The organism is Streptococcus sp. 9.1 (assembly GCF_016648815.1).
GTDB classification, from domain to species: Bacteria; Bacillota; Bacilli; order Lactobacillales; family Streptococcaceae; genus Streptococcus; species Streptococcus salivarius_E.
Genome location: NZ_JACLQS010000002.1, coordinates 185,119 through 205,359 on the forward strand (window position 1 = coordinate 185,119; position 20,241 = coordinate 205,359).

General features: G+C 40.5%; 14 protein-coding genes and 1 pseudogene. 13 read left to right on the forward strand and 2 right to left on the reverse strand.

Annotation, left to right across the window (positions count from 1 at the left end; translation table 11 throughout):
- Positions 1 to 62: 62 nt before the first annotated feature.
- The 3 genes and pseudogenes from infB to H7T93_RS03115 all read left to right on the forward strand — a co-directional run.
- Positions 63 to 2,033: pseudogene (gene infB / locus H7T93_RS03105) on the forward strand (translation initiation factor IF-2); the annotation flags it as partial.
- Between the two features lie 93 nt (positions 2,034 to 2,126).
- Positions 2,127 to 2,480, forward strand: coding sequence for a 30S ribosome-binding factor RbfA (gene rbfA / locus H7T93_RS03110; RefSeq protein ID WP_060973187.1), 354 nt, complete (start codon positions 2,127 to 2,129; stop codon positions 2,478 to 2,480).
- Positions 2,481 to 2,544: 64 nt separating this feature from the next.
- A complete protein-coding gene (locus tag H7T93_RS03115) occupies positions 2,545 to 3,108 on the forward strand; it encodes a TIGR00730 family Rossman fold protein (RefSeq protein WP_060973188.1) in 564 nt (187 codons plus the stop codon).
- A 19-nt stretch (positions 3,109 to 3,127) separates the two neighbouring features.
- Here H7T93_RS03115 and H7T93_RS03120 read toward each other — a convergent pair whose 3' ends face one another.
- Positions 3,128 to 4,573 carry a UDP-N-acetylmuramoyl-L-alanyl-D-glutamate--L-lysine ligase gene (locus tag H7T93_RS03120; protein WP_175057405.1) on the reverse strand — a complete coding sequence of 482 codons (1,446 nt, stop codon included), beginning with the start codon at positions 4,571 to 4,573 and terminating at the stop codon, positions 3,128 to 3,130.
- Between the two features lie 94 nt (positions 4,574 to 4,667).
- Between H7T93_RS03120 and H7T93_RS03125 the strand changes: the two genes are divergently transcribed.
- From H7T93_RS03125 to H7T93_RS03140, 4 genes are all read left to right on the forward strand, one after another.
- Positions 4,668 to 6,299, forward strand: a complete 1,632-nt coding sequence (locus H7T93_RS03125) for a polysaccharide biosynthesis protein (protein ID WP_070575944.1) — start codon at positions 4,668 to 4,670, stop codon at positions 6,297 to 6,299.
- A 116-nt stretch (positions 6,300 to 6,415) separates the two neighbouring features.
- Positions 6,416 to 9,196, forward strand: coding sequence for a cation-translocating P-type ATPase (locus H7T93_RS03130; RefSeq protein ID WP_070575947.1), 2,781 nt, complete (start codon positions 6,416 to 6,418; stop codon positions 9,194 to 9,196).
- Positions 9,197 to 9,489: 293 nt separating this feature from the next.
- Positions 9,490 to 10,584 carry a cystathionine gamma-synthase gene (locus tag H7T93_RS03135; protein WP_038675324.1) on the forward strand — a complete coding sequence of 365 codons (1,095 nt, stop codon included), beginning with the start codon at positions 9,490 to 9,492 and terminating at the stop codon, positions 10,582 to 10,584.
- Positions 10,585 to 10,594: 10 nt separating this feature from the next.
- Positions 10,595 to 11,758 (forward strand): MalY/PatB family protein, encoded by a 1,164-nt coding sequence (locus H7T93_RS03140; protein WP_038675327.1) that lies wholly within the window; start codon positions 10,595 to 10,597, stop codon positions 11,756 to 11,758.
- 35 nt (positions 11,759 to 11,793) lie between these two features.
- On the opposite strand, the gene H7T93_RS03145 is transcribed toward H7T93_RS03140, so the two are convergent.
- Complete coding sequence (locus tag H7T93_RS03145) at positions 11,794 to 13,398, reverse strand: GH32 C-terminal domain-containing protein (RefSeq protein WP_272127666.1); 1,605 nt, start codon at positions 13,396 to 13,398, stop codon at positions 11,794 to 11,796.
- A gap of 276 nt (positions 13,399 to 13,674) precedes the next feature.
- Between H7T93_RS03145 and H7T93_RS03150 the strand changes: the two genes are divergently transcribed.
- The 6 genes from H7T93_RS03150 to H7T93_RS03175 all read left to right on the forward strand — a co-directional run bounded on the left by H7T93_RS03150 (position 13,675) and on the right by H7T93_RS03175 (position 20,212).
- On the forward strand, positions 13,675 to 16,590 hold the full coding sequence (locus tag H7T93_RS03150) for a glycoside hydrolase family 68 protein (RefSeq protein ID WP_175057406.1): 2,916 nt from the start codon (positions 13,675 to 13,677) through the stop codon (positions 16,588 to 16,590).
- An 89-nt stretch (positions 16,591 to 16,679) separates the two neighbouring features.
- The gene (gene upp, locus H7T93_RS03155) at positions 16,680 to 17,309 is read left to right on the forward strand and encodes a uracil phosphoribosyltransferase (RefSeq protein WP_002883819.1); all 630 of its coding nucleotides are present in this window, start codon (positions 16,680 to 16,682) and stop codon (positions 17,307 to 17,309) included.
- Between the two features lie 173 nt (positions 17,310 to 17,482).
- Complete coding sequence (locus H7T93_RS03160) at positions 17,483 to 18,073, forward strand: ATP-dependent Clp protease proteolytic subunit (protein WP_002883818.1); 591 nt, start codon at positions 17,483 to 17,485, stop codon at positions 18,071 to 18,073.
- A gap of 85 nt (positions 18,074 to 18,158) precedes the next feature.
- Positions 18,159 to 18,608, forward strand: a complete 450-nt coding sequence (locus H7T93_RS03165) for a YlbF family regulator (RefSeq protein WP_021143581.1) — start codon at positions 18,159 to 18,161, stop codon at positions 18,606 to 18,608.
- Positions 18,601 to 18,882 (forward strand): YlbG family protein, encoded by a 282-nt coding sequence (locus H7T93_RS03170; RefSeq protein ID WP_002890011.1) that lies wholly within the window; start codon positions 18,601 to 18,603, stop codon positions 18,880 to 18,882. The genes H7T93_RS03165 and H7T93_RS03170 overlap by 8 nt, the downstream gene beginning before the upstream one ends.
- A 154-nt stretch (positions 18,883 to 19,036) precedes the next feature.
- Entirely contained in the window at positions 19,037 to 20,212 is a 1,176-nt protein-coding gene (locus H7T93_RS03175) for an ABC transporter substrate-binding protein (protein ID WP_002883756.1), read from the forward strand.
- Positions 20,213 to 20,241 lie beyond the last annotated feature (29 nt).

Below are 20,241 nucleotides of genomic sequence, written 5' to 3' on the forward strand. Positions count from 1 at the left end.
AGCCAACTCCAGAACCAGCACCGGCTGCTCAACCAGCTCCAGCTGCGCAAGCACAAGATACACGTCGTAAAAAGGCACGTCCAGATAAATCACGTGATAATCGTCGCGAGAATGAAGATGGACCTAAGCAAACAAGAAATAATAAGTGGAATAATCAAAACCAAGTGAGAAATCAACGAAATAGTAACTGGAACAAAAACAAAAATAAAAAAGGTAAAAATAACCGTGGTAATTCAGCTCCAAAACCAGTAACAGAGCGTAAATTCCATGAATTACCAAAAGAATTTGAATACACTGAAGGCATGACGGTTGCAGAAATCGCAAAACGTATTAAACGCGAACCAGCTGAAATCGTTAAGAAACTCTTCATGATGGGCGTTATGGCAACTCAAAACCAATCTCTTGACGGGGATACCATTGAGTTGTTGATGGTTGACTATGGTATTGAGGCAACCAAGAAAGAAGAAGTCGATAATGCTGATATCGAACGTTTCTTTGTTGACGAAGATTACCTTAACAAAGATGCTATGGTAGAACGTGCACCAGTTGTTACTATCATGGGACACGTTGACCATGGTAAAACAACCCTTCTTGATACCCTTCGTAACTCACGTGTTGCGACTGGAGAAGCTGGTGGTATCACACAGCATATTGGTGCCTACCAAATTGAAGAGGGTGGTAAGAAAATTACCTTCCTTGATACTCCTGGACACGCGGCCTTTACATCTATGCGTGCCCGTGGTGCTTCTGTTACAGATATTACTATCTTGATTGTAGCTGCGGATGATGGTGTTATGCCACAAACGATTGAAGCCATCAACCACTCTAAGGCTGCTGGTGTTCCAATCATTGTTGCGATTAACAAGATTGATAAACCAGGTGCTAACCCAGAACGTGTTATCGGTGAATTGGCTGAGCATGGAGTCATTTCAACAGCATGGGGTGGCGATAGTGAATTCGTTGAAATCTCAGCTAAATTTGGACAAAACATTGAAGAATTGCTTGAAACCGTTCTTCTTGTGGCTGAAGTGGAAGAGCTTAAAGCGGATCCAAGTGTTCGTGCCATCGGTACCGTTATTGAAGCTCGTTTGGATAAAGGTAAAGGTGCGGTTGCAACCCTCCTTGTTCAACAAGGTACCTTGCATGTTCAAGACCCAATCGTTGTTGGTAATACCTTCGGACGTGTCCGTGCTATGACCAATGACCTTGGTCGTCGTATTAAGACTGCAGCACCATCAACGCCAGTTTCAATTACTGGTTTGAACGAAGCGCCTATGGCGGGTGACCATTTTGCCGTTTATGAAGATGAAAAAGCAGCTCGCGCAGCCGGTGAAGAACGTGCCAAACGTGCCCTTATGAAACAACGTCAACAAACACATCGTGTTAGCCTTGATAACCTCTTTGACACCCTTAAAGCCGGTGAATTGAAGACTGTTAATGTTATCATCAAGGCCGATGTACAAGGTTCTGTTGAAGCCTTGGCAGCGTCACTTCTTAAGATTGATGTTGAGGGTGTTCGCGTTAATGTTGTTCACTCAGCAGTAGGTGCTATCAACGAATCTGATATTACTCTTGCGGAAGCTTCAGATGCCGTTGTCATCGGATTTAACGTTCGTCCTACACCACAAGCACGTCAACAAGCGGAAACTGATGAAGTTGAAATTCGTCTTCACAGCATCATCTACAAGGTTATCGAAGAAATCGAAGATGCCATGAAAGGGATGCTTGATCCTGAGTTTGAAGAAAAAGTCATGGGTGAAGCTATTATCCGTGAAACCTTCAAAGTTTCTAAAGTCGGAACAATCGGTGGGTTCATGGTTACTAGTGGTAAAATCACTCGTGATTCAAGTGCCCGTGTGATTCGTGATGGTGTCGTTATTTTTGATGGTAAATTGGCAAGCTTGAAACACTTTAAAGATGACGTTAAAGAAGTCGGAAACGCTCAAGAGGGTGGTTTGATGATTGAAAACTACAACGATATTAAAGTTGATGACGTTATCGAAGCTTACATTATGGAAGAAATTAAACGTTAATTTTGTTAGCTTTAAAAAGCTTACTTAGGAGATAAAGCTAGGTCATCTGGCCTGGCTTTTGTTCCATCATAATAAGAGAGAAAGGATAAGACTATGGGAAATTCATTTCGTGTAGACCGTGTTGGTATGGAAATCAAACGTGAGGTCAATGAAATTCTTCAAAAGAAAGTTCGTGATCCACGCGTACAAGATGTCACTATCACAGATGTGCAAATGCTTGGCGATTTGTCAGCTGCTAAGATTTTTTACACTATTCATTCAACCTTGGCCTCAGATAACCAAAAAGCACAAACTGGTCTTGAAAAGGCTACTGGGACAATCAAGCGTGAACTTGGTAAAAAATTGACCATGTATAAGATTCCAGATTTAACCTTCATTAAGGATGAATCTATCGAATACGGTAATAGAATTGATGAAATGCTTCGTAATTTGGAGCGTAAAGACTAAGAAAAAATTCCTGTCAGTTATGGCAGGAATTTTGCGTTATAATAGAATAAAAAGGAGGACTTCAATGAAAGTAACAGTCTATTTGGGAGCTAATATGGGTGACAATCCTAGCTTTAAGAAAGCAACAATTGCCTTGGGCCAGTGGATTGCTAAAAATGGGCATACTCTAGTCTATGGTGGTAGTAAGATGGGGCTGATGGGAGTTCTTGGTGACACTATTTTGGAAAATGGGGGAGAGGCTCATGGAATTATGCCGCAATTCCTCAAAGATAGGGAGATAGCTTATGAGGGATTGACTTCAATGACCATAGTAGAAACCATGGCAGAACGAAAGACTGCCATGCTAGAGCAAGGAGACCTCTTTATCGCCCTTCCAGGAGGTCTAGGAACACTGGAAGAAATTTCTGAAGCTATTGCAGCTGCTCGCGTCGGTAAGCTGGACAAACCCTGTGTTTTCTTCAATCTCAATGGCTATTATGATGCTATGAAAACAATGTTGGATACCATGGTTACTCATGACTTTTTAGAGGCTGAAACAGCAGCAAAATTCCTCTTTACAGATGATTTTTCAGAAATTGAAGCTTTCGTCCAGTCCTACACGCCTCCTCAATTGAGACGTTATCGGTAGTATTGCTTTAACTAAATGCTTACAAATATTTCTTAGCGACTTCTATATCGCCAGCATAGTTATCACGTTTCCCATTTACGATTTGGAAAGCATCAGCACCTTTACCGGCAATAACCACAGCATCTTTGGAGTCTGTAGTCTCAGATATTGCTGTTTTGATTGCTTCTTCTCGATCAACAATGATACGTACCTCACGGTTGATGTGACTGGCAATTTCTTGACAGATAGCAAGAGGATCCTCCTTGTTAGGATCGTCGGCTGTTAGGAAGACATCAACATCAGGGTAGGTATTGAGGACATGTCCGAAGTCTTTACGACGACTTTCACCTTTATTTCCAGGAGCCCCTAGAATTAGGCTAATATGGCCATCTTGATGGCTGGTTACGACTTGTAAGAGCTTATCTAGGCTATCTCCATTGTGAGCATAGTCCACAAAAACCTTGGCTCCTTTAGTTTGTGTAAGAACTTCCATACGCCCTGGAACAGAGGTCTGAGTAATCCCTTCTTTGATGTCTTGAAGGCTAGCTCCAAGACGTAGGCAGGCTAGACCTGCAGCCATAGCATTGTCCTGGTTAAAGTCACCTATAAGTTGGATATCATAGTCGCCGGCTAATTTCCCACTTGCCTTAAAGCTAAAACCTGAGCCATGTTTAACAGCATTGTCGGAGTTTTTACCATAGAAGTCATGCTCTTTATCCGCAACTTCCTCAGCGACAAAAGCAAAGTGATCCATACCGCTATTGACGATAACAACTCGACTGTTTTCCAAGAGAAGACGCTTATGGTAGAAGTAGTCTTCAAAGGTTGGATGTTCAATAGGTCCAATATGGTCTGGGCTGATGTTAAGAAAGACACCCACATCAAAAGTCAGTCCATAGACACGCTTAGTCAGATAGGCTTGACTTGAGACTTCCATAATCAGATGGGTCATGCCATTATCAACAGCTTCAGCCATCATACGGAAAAGATCCAAACTCTCAGGTGTTGTTAAGGTAGACTTGAAGAAGTTTTTTCCGTCTAATGTCGTGTTCATGGTTGAAAGCATAGCAGGTTTATGACTTTGCTTGAGAATATTGAAGGCAAAGTAGGCTGCTGTTGTTTTCCCTTTTGTCCCAGTAAAAGCCAGTAATTTAAGCTTGTCTTGAGGGTATTGGTAGAAGGCCTGAGCAACGAGGCTCATAGCCTGTTTAATATCTGATACGATAATGGCAGGTATTCCCACTTGATAATCTTTCTCAGCCACGTAGAAACTCAAGCCAGCTTTGACAGCATTCTCTAAAAATTCAGGCTTAAAGGCAGCCCCTTTGGCAAAAAAGAGGGAAGATGGTGTGACATCACGACTGTCGTAAGAAAGATGATCAAAAGTCACTCCAGTCCATGAATAGTAGTAGTTGTCTTGGTCAATAATATCTCGAAAATTACGGTCCTTTTTGAGAACCTCTAGAACTTGTTCAATAGTAATCATAGTTCCTATTTTAGCCTTAATGTTCTTGTTTTACAAGTCACAGCCAAAAGTTTATAATAAACTAGATTATATTTTATTCTTTAGAAAGAAAATTATGACTGAAACTAAAACTGACACACAGCAGCAGCAGATGCTAAGAGGGACGGCGTGGATGACAGCATCCAATATTATCAGTCGTCTATTAGGGGCACTTTACATTATTCCTTGGTATGCTTGGATGGGTAAACAGGGCGACCAAGCCAATGCCCTCTTTGGTCAAGGGTATAACATTTATGCCCTTTTCCTTTTGATTTCTACAGCAGGGATTCCAGTCGCAATTGCCAAACAGGTGTCTAAATACAACACTCTTGGAAAGATGGAGACGAGTTTCTTCTTACTCAAGCGTATCTTGTATTACATGATTGGTCTCGGATTGATCTTTGGCGTTTTCATGTACTTTGCTTCGCCGTGGATGTCTTACCTTTCTGGGGGAGATGAGGATCTGGTTCGCGTAATGCGTAGTCTTTCTTGGGCAGTTGTTATTTTCCCATCCATGTCTGTTTTACGAGGCTTTTTCCAAGGCTTTAACAATATGAAGCCATATGCCTTAAGTCAGATTGCGGAACAGATTATCCGTGTTATTTGGATGCTGTTGGCTACCTTCTTCATCATGAAAATTGGGACAGGCGATTATGTGACGGCAGTTGTCCAATCGACTTTTGCCGCTTTCATCGGTATGTTGGCTAGTTATGGGGTGCTTTTCTTCTACCTTTGGAAGGAGGGCAAGCTCAAGAGCCTTTTTGGCAAGCAGGCTGTTCATCCGGATATCAATCCAACTGCAATTGTTATTGAAACCTTTAAGGAAGCTGTCCCTTTTATTATCACTGGATCTGCTATTCAGCTTTTCCAACTGATTGATCAATGGACCTTTATCCGTACTATGGAGAAGTTTACAAGCTATAGTAACAGTCAACTTCAGGTTCTCTATGCTTACTTGTCTTCAAACCCAAGTAAGATTACCATGATTTTGATTGCCGTTGCTCTTTCTATTGCCGGGGTTGGGATTCCACTCTTGACGGAAAATATGGTTAAGAAAGATCTTAAGGGAGCGGCTAAACTGATTATCAATAACCTACAGTTGCTTTTGCTCTTTATTGTTCCTGCTATTGTGGGGTCAGTGATTTTAGCTAAACCACTTTATACAGTTTTTTATGGGGCCCCAGATAGTCAGGCCCACTTGCTATTTGTAGCCAGTCTGATTCAAGTTATTTTCTTGGCCTTGTATAGCGTTTTAGCACCAATGCTTCAGGCAATCTTTGAAACCCGTAAAGCTATTAACTATTTTGCGATTGGGGTTTTAGTTAAGGCTGTTCTACAGTTGCCATTGATTATTTTCCTAGGAGCCCTTGGCCCTGTTATTTCAACAGCCATCGGTTTAGGTGTTCCAATTGCTCTCATGTATAATCACCTCCACACTGTTACGCACTTTAGTCGTAAGACAGTGTTTAGAAAAGCCTTGCTCATCTGTATCCTTACAGTACTCATGGCTATTCCAGTTGCGGTCTTCTATTGGTTGTTCCAGTTTGTACTGTCACCAACAAGCCGTATGGGTAGTGTGATTTACTTGGTCATTGGAGGAGGCCTTGGAATCGGTGTCTATGGCGTTCTTGCTCTTGTAACTCGTATGGCTGATCACTTGCTTGGTGCCCGAGCTGCTAGTCTGCGTGCTAAATTACATATTAAATAAGATTTAAACCAAGTTGTGTGGCTTGGTTTTTTTCTTTTCAACAATTTCTGAAAAAGGAGTATAATGAGGGTGAAAAAATGAAATCGTTTTAATGATTTAGAATCGAGGAAAGGATTATGGTTGATTCTAGACAAGAAAATATAAAATTAGGGACCTATCCTCCCGAACAAGTTTACCAAGTCTTGCAGACAAGCACTCAAGGTTTGAGCTTACAAGAGGTTAAGGAGAGGCAGGCGACTTATGGCCCTAACCAATTGAAGGAAAGTAAGAAGGAGCCTATTTGGCTGGTCTTTTTCAGGCATTTTACCAGTCTTATGGCACTCTTATTGTGGGTCGGTGGTTTTATCGCTATGCTTTCTCATAGTTTAGAGTTGGGGATTGCAATCTGGTTGGTCAACATTATTAATGGTCTCTTTAGCTTTATTCAAGAATATAGAGCAAGTCAGGCTACGGCAGCTCTTAACAAGCTTCTTCCAGCCTATACGCGAGTTCTTCGTGATGGTAAGGAGGATAAGATTCTAGCTCAGGACTTGGTGCCAGGTGACTTGGTTTTCATTGAAGAAGGAGACCGTATTTCTGCAGATGGACGCTTGGTCGCCGTGACAGATTTGCAGGTTAACCAGTCTGCCCTCACTGGTGAGTCTAATCCTATTTATAAGTCAGATCAAGCAGATTTGACTCCCGACAAGACTGAGTTAGAATATGACAATATGGTATTTGCAGGGACGACAGTCTCTTCTGGTTCTGGACATTTTATAGTATCTGCTATCGGTATGAAAACTGAGTTCGGACAAATTGCAGACTTGACGCAAAACCTAGCTCAGGAAAAAAGTCCACTGCAAAAGGAACTAGACCATTTGACCAAACAGATTTCGGTCATCGCAGTATCTGTAGGTCTCTTCTTTATGGTGGCAGCGACTCTATTTGTCCATCAGCCTTTGTCTCAAGCCTTTATTTTTGCATTGGGGATGATTGTGGCCTTTATTCCAGAGGGACTTCTTCCCACAGTTACTCTCTCTCTAGCCATGGCAGTTCAGCGTATGGCTAAGGATCATGCTTTGGTTAAGAAGTTGTCTTCGGTAGAGACACTAGGAGCAACTTCTGTTATTTGTTCGGATAAAACAGGGACTTTGACGCAAAATGCTATGACGGTTAACCACCTGTGGACCTTGTCAGACAGTTATGGGGTAACTGGGCTAGGTTACGCACCGGAAGGGCAGATTGAGCAGGAAGGACAACCTGTTTCTCTTGAAGAAAATGAGCTCCTTAATCGTTTGGTCAGATTCTCACATTTGGCTAGCAATGCTCAAGTTGTAGCTCCTAGTGCTGATAATCCCAATTATACGATTTTAGGTGATCCGACGGAGGCTTGTCTTAATGTTCTCGCTGAAAAAGCAGGAATTAATTTAAATGACAATCATACTTGGGCCCCTCGCATCAAGGAAATTCCCTTTGATTCTGATCGTAAACGGATGACAACAGTGCATAAGCTTGAGTCAGGATTGGATGGTAGTTATCATATATCTATCACCAAAGGTGCTCCAAAAGAAGTGATGGAGCTTTGCTCAGATTACTTTGATAATCAAGGGATGATTAAATCATTGACAGCTACTGAGCGTCAGGCTATCCTTGCGGCTAACGATAAGTTTGCCCGTGATGGTCTACGTGTTTTAGCTGTGGCCTATAGACCTTTAGATAGCGAGCATATTGGAGAAGACCGGTGGGACATGCAGACCCTGGAGGACAGTATGGTCTTTCTAGGTTTAGTTGCCATGAGTGATCCGCCACGTCAGGGGGTGCGAGAGGCTATTGAGAAATGCCATAGAGCTAGTATTCGTATTATCATGGTAACAGGTGACTATGGTTTGACAGCTCTCAGTATTGCCAAGAAAATCGGAATTGTACAAGGTGATGATGCGCGTGTTGTTTCGGGACTTGAACTAGCTGCCATGGATGACGACCAGCTCAAAGAAGCGCTTAAAGGGGAAATTGTTTTTGCTCGTGTAGCACCTGAACAAAAATACCGTGTGGTCAATGCACTTCAGGAGCTTGGTGAGGTTGTCGCTGTTACTGGTGATGGTGTTAATGATGCCCCTGCCCTTAAAAAAGCTGATATCGGTGTAGCTATGGGGGTATCGGGAACCGATGTTGCCAAGGAATCTGCGGATATGATCTTAACAGATGATCATTTTGTTTCGATTGTACATGCTGTTGAAGAAGGTCGTGCAGTTTATAGAAACATTCAAAAATTCCTGACTTATATTTTTAATTCCAACACGCCAGAAGCCGTACCCTCTGCTTTCTTCTTGTTCTCTTTGGGACGCATACCTCTTCCCTTAACGGTTATGCAAATCCTAGCTATTGACTTGGGGACAGATATGGTACCTGCTTTGGGATTGGGGGTTGAACCACCTGAAGAGGGCGTTATGGATAGACCGCCAAGACGTCTTTCAGATCGCTTGCTCAATCGACAATTATTGATTAAAGCTTTTGTCTGGTATGGACTGATTGAAGCAGCCTTAGCTATGGGAGCTTTCTTCCTTAATTATTGGGTTAATCAAGGTAATTTAAACCATTTGGCCAGCTCAGGTCCTCTTTATCGAGAGGCAACCACTATGACCTTAGGTGCTATTATCTTTACCCAAATTGGTATGGCTATGAATAGTCGTAAAGGTAGAGGGTCTATATTCCAAGTTAAACCATTTGCTAATCGGATTATTAGCTTAGGGATTGTTTTAGAAATTGTTCTCTTTATCATCCTGTCTTACGTGCCTTTCTTCCACACGCTATTTAACACTGCACCTATTGGACTTGATGATTGGCTCTATTTACTTGCTTGTCCGTTTGTTATTATGGCTTTGGAAGAAATCAGATATCGCTTATTTGATAAAAAGTAAGTCAGTAGCTTACTTCGGATTGCAGCGAGACTTTTAAATCATTTCTTAGTGCTTGAAACTATGATGTTTCAGGCACTTTTTGATGCTTGAAAATCTACTTTAGACAATCTCAAAAATTGGCCTTATTTTAAATTAGAGTCAGTATCTATCTGTCTTTTTAGGTTATAGAAATAAACTATAACTAACTATCAAGAATCCGTATGATGAACTTACCATTATTTTCAGAAAATAGTGATAAAATAGAGGTCATAGATATGGATTATATCCACTTTACCATGTAGAAAGGGCACATTATGACACAAGAATATCAATTAGAAACCATTTTGGCACACGCAGGAATCAATTCGGATGAAGCAACAGGAGCCTTGGCTTCACCGATTCATTTTTCAACAACCTACCAACATCCAGAATTTGGCCATTCTACTGGTTTTGACTATACACGAACTAAAAATCCAACACGCGCAACAGTGGAAAAAACACTTGCAGCTATTGAAAAAGCAGATTATGCTATTGCGACAAGTTCAGGGATGAGCGCCATTGTTTTGGCCTTTGAAATTTTCCCAGTAGGTAGCAAGGTTGTAGCTGCGCGTGACCTTTACGGAGGCTCTTTCCGTTGGTTTAATGACAAGGAAAAAGAAGGTCGCTTCTTTTTTGAATACACTAATACCGAAGACGAGATGATTGCGGCCATCACTGATGATACTGATATTGTCTACATCGAAACACCAACAAATCCACTTATGATTGAGTTTGATATTGAAAAAGTGGCAAAAATTGCTCATGATAAGGGTGCAGTGGTTATTGTTGATAATACTTTCTATAGCCCAATCTATCAAACACCGATTACTCAAGGTGCTGATATCGTTGTACATTCAGCTACTAAATACCTATCAGGTCATAATGATGTTTTGGCTGGTGTTGTTGTGACTAGCAACCAAGAATTTTACGATAAACTTTATTATAACCTCAATACTACGGGTCCTACCTTATCACCATTTGATAGCTATATGCTCATGCGTGGTCTTAAGACCTTAAAACTTCGTATGGAGGCATCGACAGCTAATGCTCAAGAAGTTGTAGCTTTCTTAGAAAAGTCACCGGCTGTTAAGGAAGTTCTCTATCCAGGCAAGGGTGGGATGATTTCCTTCAAAGTGGCTGATCAAGACAAGATTCCAACCATTATCAATTCTCTAAAGGTCTTTACCTTTGCGGAGAGCCTAGGTGGTGTCGAAAGCTTGATTACCTACCCAACGACACAAACCCACGCAGATATTCCAAGTGATGTACGTGCTTCCTATGGTTTGACAGACGACTTGCTTCGTCTTTCAATTGGTATTGAAGCAGCACAAGATTTGATTGCTGACTTGGAAAATGCCCTTAGTCTTTAAGGAGTTATCTATGACACGTTATGATTTTACAACACAACCAAATCGCTTGAATCAAAACACCATGAAATGGCACGAAGCTGAAAGTAATCCAGAACTCCTTGAGCTTTGGGTTGCTGATATGGACTTCCTACCTGTTCCTGAGATTAGGGATGCAGTCATCAACTATGCTGAGACACATATTTTTGGTTATCCTTATCCAAGTGATGAGCTTTATCAGTCCATTATTAATTGGGAAAAAAATCAACATGGTTATGTCGTTGATAAAGAGAGTATTGTGCTTATTGAAGGTGTTGTCCCAGCCATTTCAACAGCTATTCAAGCCTTTACGAAAGAAGGCGATGCTGTTCTCATCAATACACCAGTTTATCCGCCTTTTGCTCGTTCTGTCCGTTTGAATAATCGTCAGTTGATTGAGAATAGTCTTGTTAAGGTTAATGGGCATTTTGAAATTGATTTTGAACAATTGGAACGTGATATCGTCGATAATGAGGTTAAACTTTATGTTTTCTGTAGCCCACATAACCCAGGTGGGCGTGTCTGGACTAAGGAAGAATTGACCAAGGTGGCAGACCTCTGCCAAAAACATGGTGTCCTTTTAGTATCTGATGAAATCCACCAAGATTTAGCCTTATATGGGAATAAGCATATCTCTATGAATACCATTTCAGATGCTTACAAGGACTTTACCTTGGTGCTTAGTTCGGCCACTAAAACCTTTAATATTGCTGGTACTAAAAATAGTTTTACTATCATTGAAAATGAAGCCTTACGTAAAGCCTTTAAACAAAAGCAATTGGCAAATAATCAACATGAAATTCCAACCATTGGTTTGATTACAACGCAAGCAGCTTTGACCTATGGGCAACCTTGGTTAGAGGAATTGAAGACTGTCTTTGAAACTAATATTGACCTTTTAACCAAGGAACTTAGTGAAAAGACTAATATCAAAGTCATGAAACCTGAGGGAACCTACTTGGTATGGCTTGATTTTTCAGCCTATGATCAAGATCATAATGAACTTGGACGCTTGCTTAAAGAAGAAGCCAAGGTAGTGCTAAATGACGGTATTACCTTTGGTTCCGAAGGAGAAAAACATTTCCGTTTTAACGTAGCTACACCGACTACTGTTGTTGCAGAAGGGGTGAAACGCCTCGTTTCTGTCTTTGGAAAATAAGAAAAGTGATGCAAATAGCATCACTTTTCTTATTCTTATGAGTGCACATCGTAGATTTTCAAGTTTAGTAGAAGGTCTTTCTGAGTGGAGAAGACCTTGACATCCTGTTTGCCAGAAGTATTAAACCTAGCTAGAGTGTAGGTTTGGCCATTTGGAAAGAAGATTTCCAAGCTACGATTGTCTGTAATAAGCGTTATAGTAATATTATCAGTTTCCTTATAGCGACTGTCAGCTTGATAACCTTGACCATTTCCCAAGAGTCCATCGTAATAGTAAGAAGAGGCAGTTTGGCTACCATCCATGCTGTTGTTCAGTTCAGCAGCATAAGCAGAGACCTGATAGGTACTACCTGTTATTTGGTAGCCGATTTTAACGTAATCAGAGCCTTGCCAGATATCAATGTAGATATAGCCTCCTTCTTTCTTAATATTTGAAAAATGCAGTTGGTAATATCCTGCACTATTTTTTCCAGCAAGATCAAGAAGGCCATTAGCATTCTGATTGTGACTTTTATCAATCCAAGGTTTTCTATTGTCACTGGTGAGTGGCCTTTGACTCGAAATGTTGCCGTTTTGATTTTTGAGGGTTAATTGTTCATTTTTATAGAGGGGGGCGGACTGAATAATACCGTCTTTATCCAGTTGTAGCTTTCTGGGTGTAGTGTAAAAACCAATAGTTTTTAGAAAATCACTCTTGGCCTCTTGGTCACTGTGAATGCCTGACGTGAAGTAGTTCCAATTACCAACCCAGCCAAGACTGATAAGGTTATGATTGCTTTCTTCGATTTGATTGCTTCCAGTGAAGTTAGCGCCATAATAGTCTGAGCCTTGATCTAAGCGTTTCGTTTCTGTGTCTGCAATAAATAAGCCGTTATCATCTAAATGCCCTACAGTATAGTAGGTTCCAGTTGTTTCACCTGAGGCTGTATCCTTAGCTCCAAAAAAGAGAACTTGCTTGTCCCGACCATCAGTTGTTGTCATTGTTTTTAGAACGGGACACTCGATAGGAGCGTTGTCCTGCCAGTTACGACCCTTAAAAAATGTTTCGGGTAGGATTTTGGAGTCTCCCTTGCTATCTGCTTTGGTCCAGTTGATACCATCTTGAGATTGATAAACACCTAAGGCGTCACCTTCAGCGATATACATGAGTAATTTGTCTTTGAAGTGGAAGACATAAGGATCGCGGAAATCTTTACCGTTATAGGATTGTTCCTTTGTCAATAAAGGTTTACCATCTTTTAAGGCTTTAGTAAAGCTAGCTCCCTTGTCGTTTGACTCACTAGCATAGATTGCCTGGCTTCCATCATCCATGAGCCCTGTAAAATAGGCGACAGGTTCTTCGTTTTGGATACCAGAAATCCCCTGACTATCTGTGACTACACTCCCTGTCCAAGCAGAATGCCATCCTTCTTTAGAGTCACCACCCTTTGCTGGTATAGCAGTCTCTTGTTTACTATAGGTGATAAAATCTTTAGTCGTTGTATGTGTCCAATCTTGACCGTTAGGTCCAAAAGGATCAGTAGCCCCATCTACAGAATGTAGAAAATAGATATCATAGTAGTTTCCTTCTTGATTCCACACAATAGTCTGTAGGTCGTTAGACCATCCTTTATGAGATGCTAGATGAAAGTTTTGACTCACAGAAGCTTTATTTGTTTTCGGGGAAGAATTGTTAACGCTCTCATTTTTTATTATAAAAACAAAAAATAAGATTAAAAAAATAAGAATAAAGATTAGAGGAGGATATTTTGATTCCATATAGTGATAATTCCTGATTAAATTGCTTTTTATATAGTTATTATTTTAACAAAAAAATAGTTTTTTACAAAAAATATCAATTTGTCATTAAAAAAAGATTGGAATTTAGATTAAAAAATGATAGAATAAAACATGTGAAAACCTAAAAGGAGAGTTTATATGGACAGTACAGTTAATTCACAGTCAAATACAGTAGCACCTAAGCAAGCAGAGTGCAAAAAGATGCGTTATAGCATCCGTAAGGTAGCCACAGTAGGGGCAACATCAGCACTCGTTGGTACCTTGGCATTTTTGGGTGCCACTCAGGTAAAAGCTGATCAAGTTACAGAAACAGTACCAGCTGTAGCTACTGCGACAGCAACACCAGAAACAAGCACAGCATCTCTAACGGTAGCCAGTGAAACAGCAACAAGTGTGGCAACTTCAGAAGCAGTTGAATCTTCAGTTGCACATTCAGAGGTTGCAACTACACCAGTTACAGAGACACAACCAAGCAACACAACTCCATCAGTAGTCGAAGAAAAGGCGTCTAGCACAGTAGTGACATCTTCATCAGATGCAACAACACCTTCAGCAACTGTTGCTGCGGTTTCTGCTCCAGCTCATACATCAGAGGCTGCAGTAGAGGCACCAACTTCAACAGCAAGCTCAGAAACAGCTGATACACACACTGAAGTAGCCCTTAAACCTACTGAAAACAGTGCTGCTAATGCAAACCTTAGCAAACTTAACGGTCGTATCAAGTCTATTGTTGAAGATAATATGACCTCAGATCAAATCGTTGCCTTGACTGAGGAAGAAATTAAAGCACTTAATAAAGTTGACTTTAGCGATGATGCTATCAAGGGTACAGGTACTAGCTTGACTTACCGTAACTTGAAAGATATCGTTGCTAGCTTCTTGAAGCAAGACAGCAAATTGGCAGTTCCTTACTTTAAAGCAGATACAATCATCAATATGCCTGCTTTCAACACTGTTGATGCCCAAACGATGAAAAAAGAAGAAATCGACGTTTGGGATTCTTGGCCAGTCCAAGATGCTGAGTCAGGTGTAGTAAGCAACTGGAACGGTTATCAGTTGGTTATCTCAATGGCCGGTGCACCAAATAAAAACTCAAACCACATTTACTTGCTCTATAGTAAATACGGAGATAATGACTTTACACATTGGAAAAATGCGGGTCCAATCTTTGGTTATAATGCCCTTGAAGATGACCAACAATGGTCAGGTTCAGCGACGGTAAACTCTGACGGTAGTATCCAACTTTACTACACTAAGAATGATACTAGTGGCGGTAAATTGAACTGGCAACAATTGGCTAGTGCTACACTTAACCTAGCTGTTGAAAACGACGAAGTTGTTATTAAGTCAGTTGAAAATGACCACATTCTCTTTGGTGGGGATAACTATCATTATCAAAGTTATCCAAAATTCATGAGTACTTTCAACGACGACCACAACCACGATGGAAATCCAGACCGTACAGATAACTACTGTCTTCGTGACCCACACATCATTGAAGATAACGGTAGTCGCTACCTTATTTTCGAATCAAATACAGGTGACGAAAACTACCAAGGCGAAAAACAAATCTACAACTGGTCAAACTATGGAGGAGATGACGCATTTAACCTTAAGTCATTCCTCAATATTGTCAATAATAAACACCTTTATAACCTTGCTTCATGGGCAAATGGTTCTATTGGTATCTTGAAACTTGACGACAACGAGAAAAATCCATCTGTAGCTGAACTTTATACACCACTTGTTACTAGCCATATGGTTACTGATGAAGTAGAACGTCCAAGTGTTGTTAAGATGGGTGGCAAGTATTACCTCTTCACTGCTTCACGTATCAACAAATCTACGGATGCTGAAGGTACTGTAGCAGCGCGTGAAGCTGTCGGTGATGACGTTGTCATGCTTGGATTCGTATCAGACAGCCTCCGTGGGAAATACCGTCCACTTAACGGCTCAGGTGTGGTCTTGACAGCCTCTGTTCCAGCTGACTGGCGTACATCTACCTATTCTTACTATGCGGTTCCTGTTGAAGGATCATCAGATACTCTCTTGGTTACTTCTTACATGACTAACCGCGGTGGTATTGCTGGTGCTGAGAATAAATCAACATGGGCTCCAAGCTTCCTCATCAAGATGAATGCAGATGATACTACAGAAGTTCTTCCTAAGATGACCAACCAAGGGGACTGGATTTGGGATAAATCTAGTGAAAGCTTGGTACACGTGGCCGATCAAAACAGTGCTAAATTGCCAAATGAGGACTATAACGTAGATTATTATGCAGTGTCAGATTATGGTCTTAAACCACATACTTATCCTACAGTTGATGGTTCACCGGGCGTTTCTGAAGCTCGCGGTGTCTTAACTGTAACTGTTAAAGATGGTGAAGACAAGAAATCAGATAAATCAGAAACACCAGTAAATCCAACAGAAGGTAATCATTCTGTTGATGATAAGTCTAACAAACCAGATACACCTTCTAAACCAGCAGACAATAATCAACCATCAACTAATAAAGAAGATAAACCAGCAACGCCGACGAATCCAGATTCTCCAGTTCGTAATCCGTTCCCTTATTTCACAGACCGCCCATCTAATGATAATAATTCATCAGATGATCATCATGTAGAGGTTCCTGCGAAACCTTCAACAGAGAGTTCTGTGGGTGACCGTCGTCCAGTAGCTCAAGCTACAGAGATTGCGTCACCAGTACCAGAGGCTATTGTAGCAACTGGACCAACTGTTTCAACGACTCCTGTTAAAGAAGAGTCTGTCACTGAAACAGAAGCTCCAAAACCAGCTAAGTCTGAAGAGGAAGTTCAGTCTCACGGAGTCGCTAAAGCTGATGAAGTAACTAAGTCTGATGAGTCAAGTAAAGACAACAATACTAAAGTTGCTGCCAAACTTGCTACGACTCCTAAGACACCAAGTGATTCAGAAGGTTCAAAGAGCAACATTCTTTCAATCTTGGCGACTATCTTTGCAGCAATTGCAAGTCTAGCTCTTCTTGGCTATGGTTTGGTCACAGGAAAGATTCATTTGCCTAAAAAATAATCCTTTTCAAAAACGTTTGCAGTAAAGCAAGCGTTTTTTTTGCCTTTTTGATATAATGGAGTGAATATAAAGCAAAGGAAGAAACTATTATGGGTAAATTTCAAGTTATTTCACATCCACTGATTCAACATAAACTTTCAATCCTCCGTCGTGAGGATACTTCTACTAAGGACTTCCGTGAGCTAGTTAATGAAATTGCTATGCTCATGGGTTACGAAGTGTCTCGTGACCTTCCTCTCGAAGAGGTTGAAATTCAAACACCAATTACTAAAACTGTACAAAAACAACTTTCTGGTAAGAAATTGGCGATTGTTCCAATTCTTCGTGCGGGTATTGGTATGGTCGATGGTTTCCTTAGCCTTGTACCAGCAGCTAAAGTTGGTCATATTGGTATGTATCGTGACGAGGAAACTCTTGAGCCAGTTGAGTACTTAGTTAAATTACCAGAAGACATTGATCAACGTCAGATCTTTGTAGTAGATCCAATGCTTGCGACTGGTGGTTCAGCAATCTTGGCAGTAGACTCACTTAAAAAACGTGGTGCAGCTAATATCAAGTTTGTTTGCTTGGTTGCAGCACCAGAAGGTGTCAAAAAATTGCAAGATGCTCACCCAGATATTGATATCTACACAGCATCATTGGATGAGAAACTTAATGAAAACGGTTATATTGTTCCAGGTCTTGGAGATGCAGGTGACCGTCTCTTTGGTACAAAATAAGTTGAAAAGGGAAAATTTCCCTTTTTTTACTAGATTAATAAGTTTTAAGTGAAATTGTTATAGAAGAGTTTAGCACTCTTTTAGAAAGAGTGCTAAGAATGATGTTTTTTATTTGACCTAATTTGACTAAAATCATATAATAGCATCAAGACAATATTAAAAGGAGGATTCATATGATTCCTGTAGTAATTGAACAAACATCACGCGGTGAGCGTTCTTATGATATTTACTCGCGTTTGCTCAAGGATCGTATCATCATGTTAACAGGTCCTGTTGAAGATAATATGGCAAACTCAATTATCGCCCAACTCTTGTTCTTGGATGCTCAAGACAATACAAAAGATATCTATCTTTATGTTAATACACCAGGTGGATCCGTTTCGGCAGGTCTTGCCATTGTTGATACAATGAACTTCATCAAGTCTGATGTTCAGACTATCGTTATGGGGATGGCAGCATCTATGGGAACAATTATCGCTTCAAGCGGTACCAAAGGTAAACGTTTCATGTTGCCAAATGCAGAGTACATGATTCACCAACCAATGGGTGGTACTGGTGGCGGTACGCAACAAACAGACATGGCTATCGCAGCTGAACACTTGCTCAAGACACGTAATAACTTGGAGCAAATCTTAGCAGATAATTCTGGACAACCAATTGAAAAGGTTCATGTAGACGCTGAACGTGACAATTGGATGAGTGCTCAAGAAACGCTTGAATATGGTTTCATCGATGAAATCATGGCTAATAACCAATTAAAATAAACTGAGCTTGTCTTAAACAAAAGTCAGATGCAAATCGGTTGTATAAGGACCGTTTCATCTGGCTTTTTGTGTTATAATAGAAAACATGTTAATAATCAATGAGGAGTTGCTTGCGATTGATCAAGCTATAGAGTGTCTTGTTTCGTGTTTTATAAAGCTACCTGAGATAGAGAATTACCGTTTAAAACGCCAGAAATTCGAAAATGACAGAGAACTTCAAGAGCAACTCTTTGCATTTCAAGAATTAAAAGATAGCTATGATGCTGCTAAGGCGTATGAGGCTTTTAGACCAGATGTGAGAGAGTTGAAACGTCAGGTTTTGCGAATGAAGCGCCAAATTGATTTAAACGAGGTGGTTATTGGCTATCGTCGGGCAGAGTTCGATTTACAGACCATTTTAGCCAATCTTGGTGAGGAGATTGCCCAAGCTGTTTCAGACCAGATTTTTATTGATACTGGGCTACCTCTTGCCCCTCATAAACCACATCATAAAAAGGGAGACACTAACATAAAGGAGAAGATGAGTCATGATTAAGCGTCAAGGCATTATTGTTTATTTATACTACAATAGAGACTTACGTAAAATTGCCAAGTTTGGGGATGTTGTCTACCATTCTTATAAGATGCGTTATGTGCACCTTTATGTAGATGAGGACAAGGTCGAGGATATTTTGAAAGAGCTCGATGGAATGAAAGCAGTGAAAAAAGTTCTGCCTTCTTACTATTCTGATATTGATATGGACTTTGTAGGTAGTCTGGAACGTTACGACACCTCAGTCCCTGAACCGTTTAAGAACTTTTCTCTTTAATAAGAGAAAAGTTTTTTTCTTTTTAAAGAGTTATTCTTAAAGTAATGGAAACGATTACTGCCGCTAAAGCTTAGTTATGTGTAGTTGACAATTGTCTGATAATTCTGTAAGCTATAAGGTGGACTTTTTTAAGAAAATATTAAGGAGAAATCTTATGTCTAAAAAGATCACACTTATTGTGTTAGCCTTTTTTGCTTCCATTTTCTTGGTTGCCTGTGGCAAGTCACCAGATGTGACTGCTAATGCCAATGGTACTAAGATTGGCGATACCATCAAAATTGGTGTTAACATGGAGTTGACAGGTGCCGTTGCAGCCTATGGTAAGGCGGAGCAGAATGGTATTAAGTTGGCTGTTGACGAAATTAACAAAGCTGGTGGCGTCGATGGCAAAAAGCTTGAGCTTGTCACAAAAGATAATAAATCTGAAAATGCTGAAGCTTCAACATCTTCAACGAACTTGGCTATTCAGAGTAATGTAAATGCTATCGTTGGTCCAGCGACATCAGGTGCTGTTGCTGCGGCTAGCCTCGTATCACAAAAAACAGGGGTTCCTTTGCTGACACCTTCAGGTACGCAGGATGACCTTACGGTAGATGCTAATGGTACGAAGAAATTCGTTTTCCGTACAACCTTCAAGGATAGTTACCAAGGTAAAGTTTTGGCAGCTTATTCTTACAATAATTTGAATGCTAAGAAAGTAGTTCTCTACTATGATAATGCTTCAGATTATGCCAAAGGTATTGCGGATGAATTCAAGCGTGAATATAAAGGTCAAATCGTTACTGAAGCTACCTTTGCTTCAGGGGACAAGGACTATCAGTCAGCCTTGACAAAATTTAAAGACCTTGATTATGATGCTATTGTAATGCCAGGTTACTATACTGAGACTGGTATTATCACTAAACAAGCACGTGACCTTGGAATTGATAAACCAATCCTTGGACCTGACGGATTTAGTGATGCGAAATTTACTGAGCTTGCAGGTAAAAAGAATGCGTCAAACGTCTACTATGTATCAGGATATTCAACAAATGTTGCTCTTTCTGACAAGGCATCAGGTTTCATTAAAGCATATAAGAAAGCTTATAACACTGACCCAAATATGTTTGCTGCTCTAGCTTACGATTCTGTTTATATGATTGCAGAAGCATCAAAAGGTGCGAAAACATCAGTTGATATTGCCGATAACTTAGCACATTTGAAAAACTTTGTCGGGGTTACAGGTAAAATGACGATTGATAAGGATCATAACCCTATTAAAGCAGCTCTTATGGTTAAAAGAGATAATGGTGAAGAAGTTTCAGCGGAAGCCGTTGAAATTGAAAAATAATCTGTTATCTATACTAAAAATGAACTAGA

Excerpts from the sequence above, each read along its gene's own strand:
- rbfA (WP_060973187.1), top strand. The coding sequence starts at position 2,127 with ATGGGAAATTCATTTCGTGTAGACCGTGTTGGTATGGAAATCAAACGT.
- H7T93_RS03115 (WP_060973188.1), top strand. The coding sequence starts at position 2,545 with ATGAAAGTAACAGTCTATTTGGGAGCTAATATGGGTGACAATCCTAGC.
- H7T93_RS03120 (WP_175057405.1), bottom strand. The coding sequence starts at position 4,573 with ATGATTACTATTGAACAAGTTCTAGAGGTTCTCAAAAAGGACCGTAAT.
- H7T93_RS03125 (WP_070575944.1), top strand. The coding sequence starts at position 4,668 with ATGACTGAAACTAAAACTGACACACAGCAGCAGCAGATGCTAAGAGGG.
- H7T93_RS03130 (WP_070575947.1), top strand. The coding sequence starts at position 6,416 with ATGGTTGATTCTAGACAAGAAAATATAAAATTAGGGACCTATCCTCCC.
- H7T93_RS03135 (WP_038675324.1), top strand. The coding sequence starts at position 9,490 with ATGACACAAGAATATCAATTAGAAACCATTTTGGCACACGCAGGAATC.
- H7T93_RS03140 (WP_038675327.1), top strand. The coding sequence starts at position 10,595 with ATGACACGTTATGATTTTACAACACAACCAAATCGCTTGAATCAAAAC.
- H7T93_RS03150 (WP_175057406.1), top strand. The coding sequence starts at position 13,675 with ATGGACAGTACAGTTAATTCACAGTCAAATACAGTAGCACCTAAGCAA.
- upp (WP_002883819.1), top strand. The coding sequence starts at position 16,680 with ATGGGTAAATTTCAAGTTATTTCACATCCACTGATTCAACATAAACTT.
- H7T93_RS03160 (WP_002883818.1), top strand. The coding sequence starts at position 17,483 with ATGATTCCTGTAGTAATTGAACAAACATCACGCGGTGAGCGTTCTTAT.
- H7T93_RS03165 (WP_021143581.1), top strand. The coding sequence starts at position 18,159 with ATGTTAATAATCAATGAGGAGTTGCTTGCGATTGATCAAGCTATAGAG.
- H7T93_RS03170 (WP_002890011.1), top strand. The coding sequence starts at position 18,601 with ATGATTAAGCGTCAAGGCATTATTGTTTATTTATACTACAATAGAGAC.
- H7T93_RS03175 (WP_002883756.1), top strand. The coding sequence starts at position 19,037 with ATGTCTAAAAAGATCACACTTATTGTGTTAGCCTTTTTTGCTTCCATT.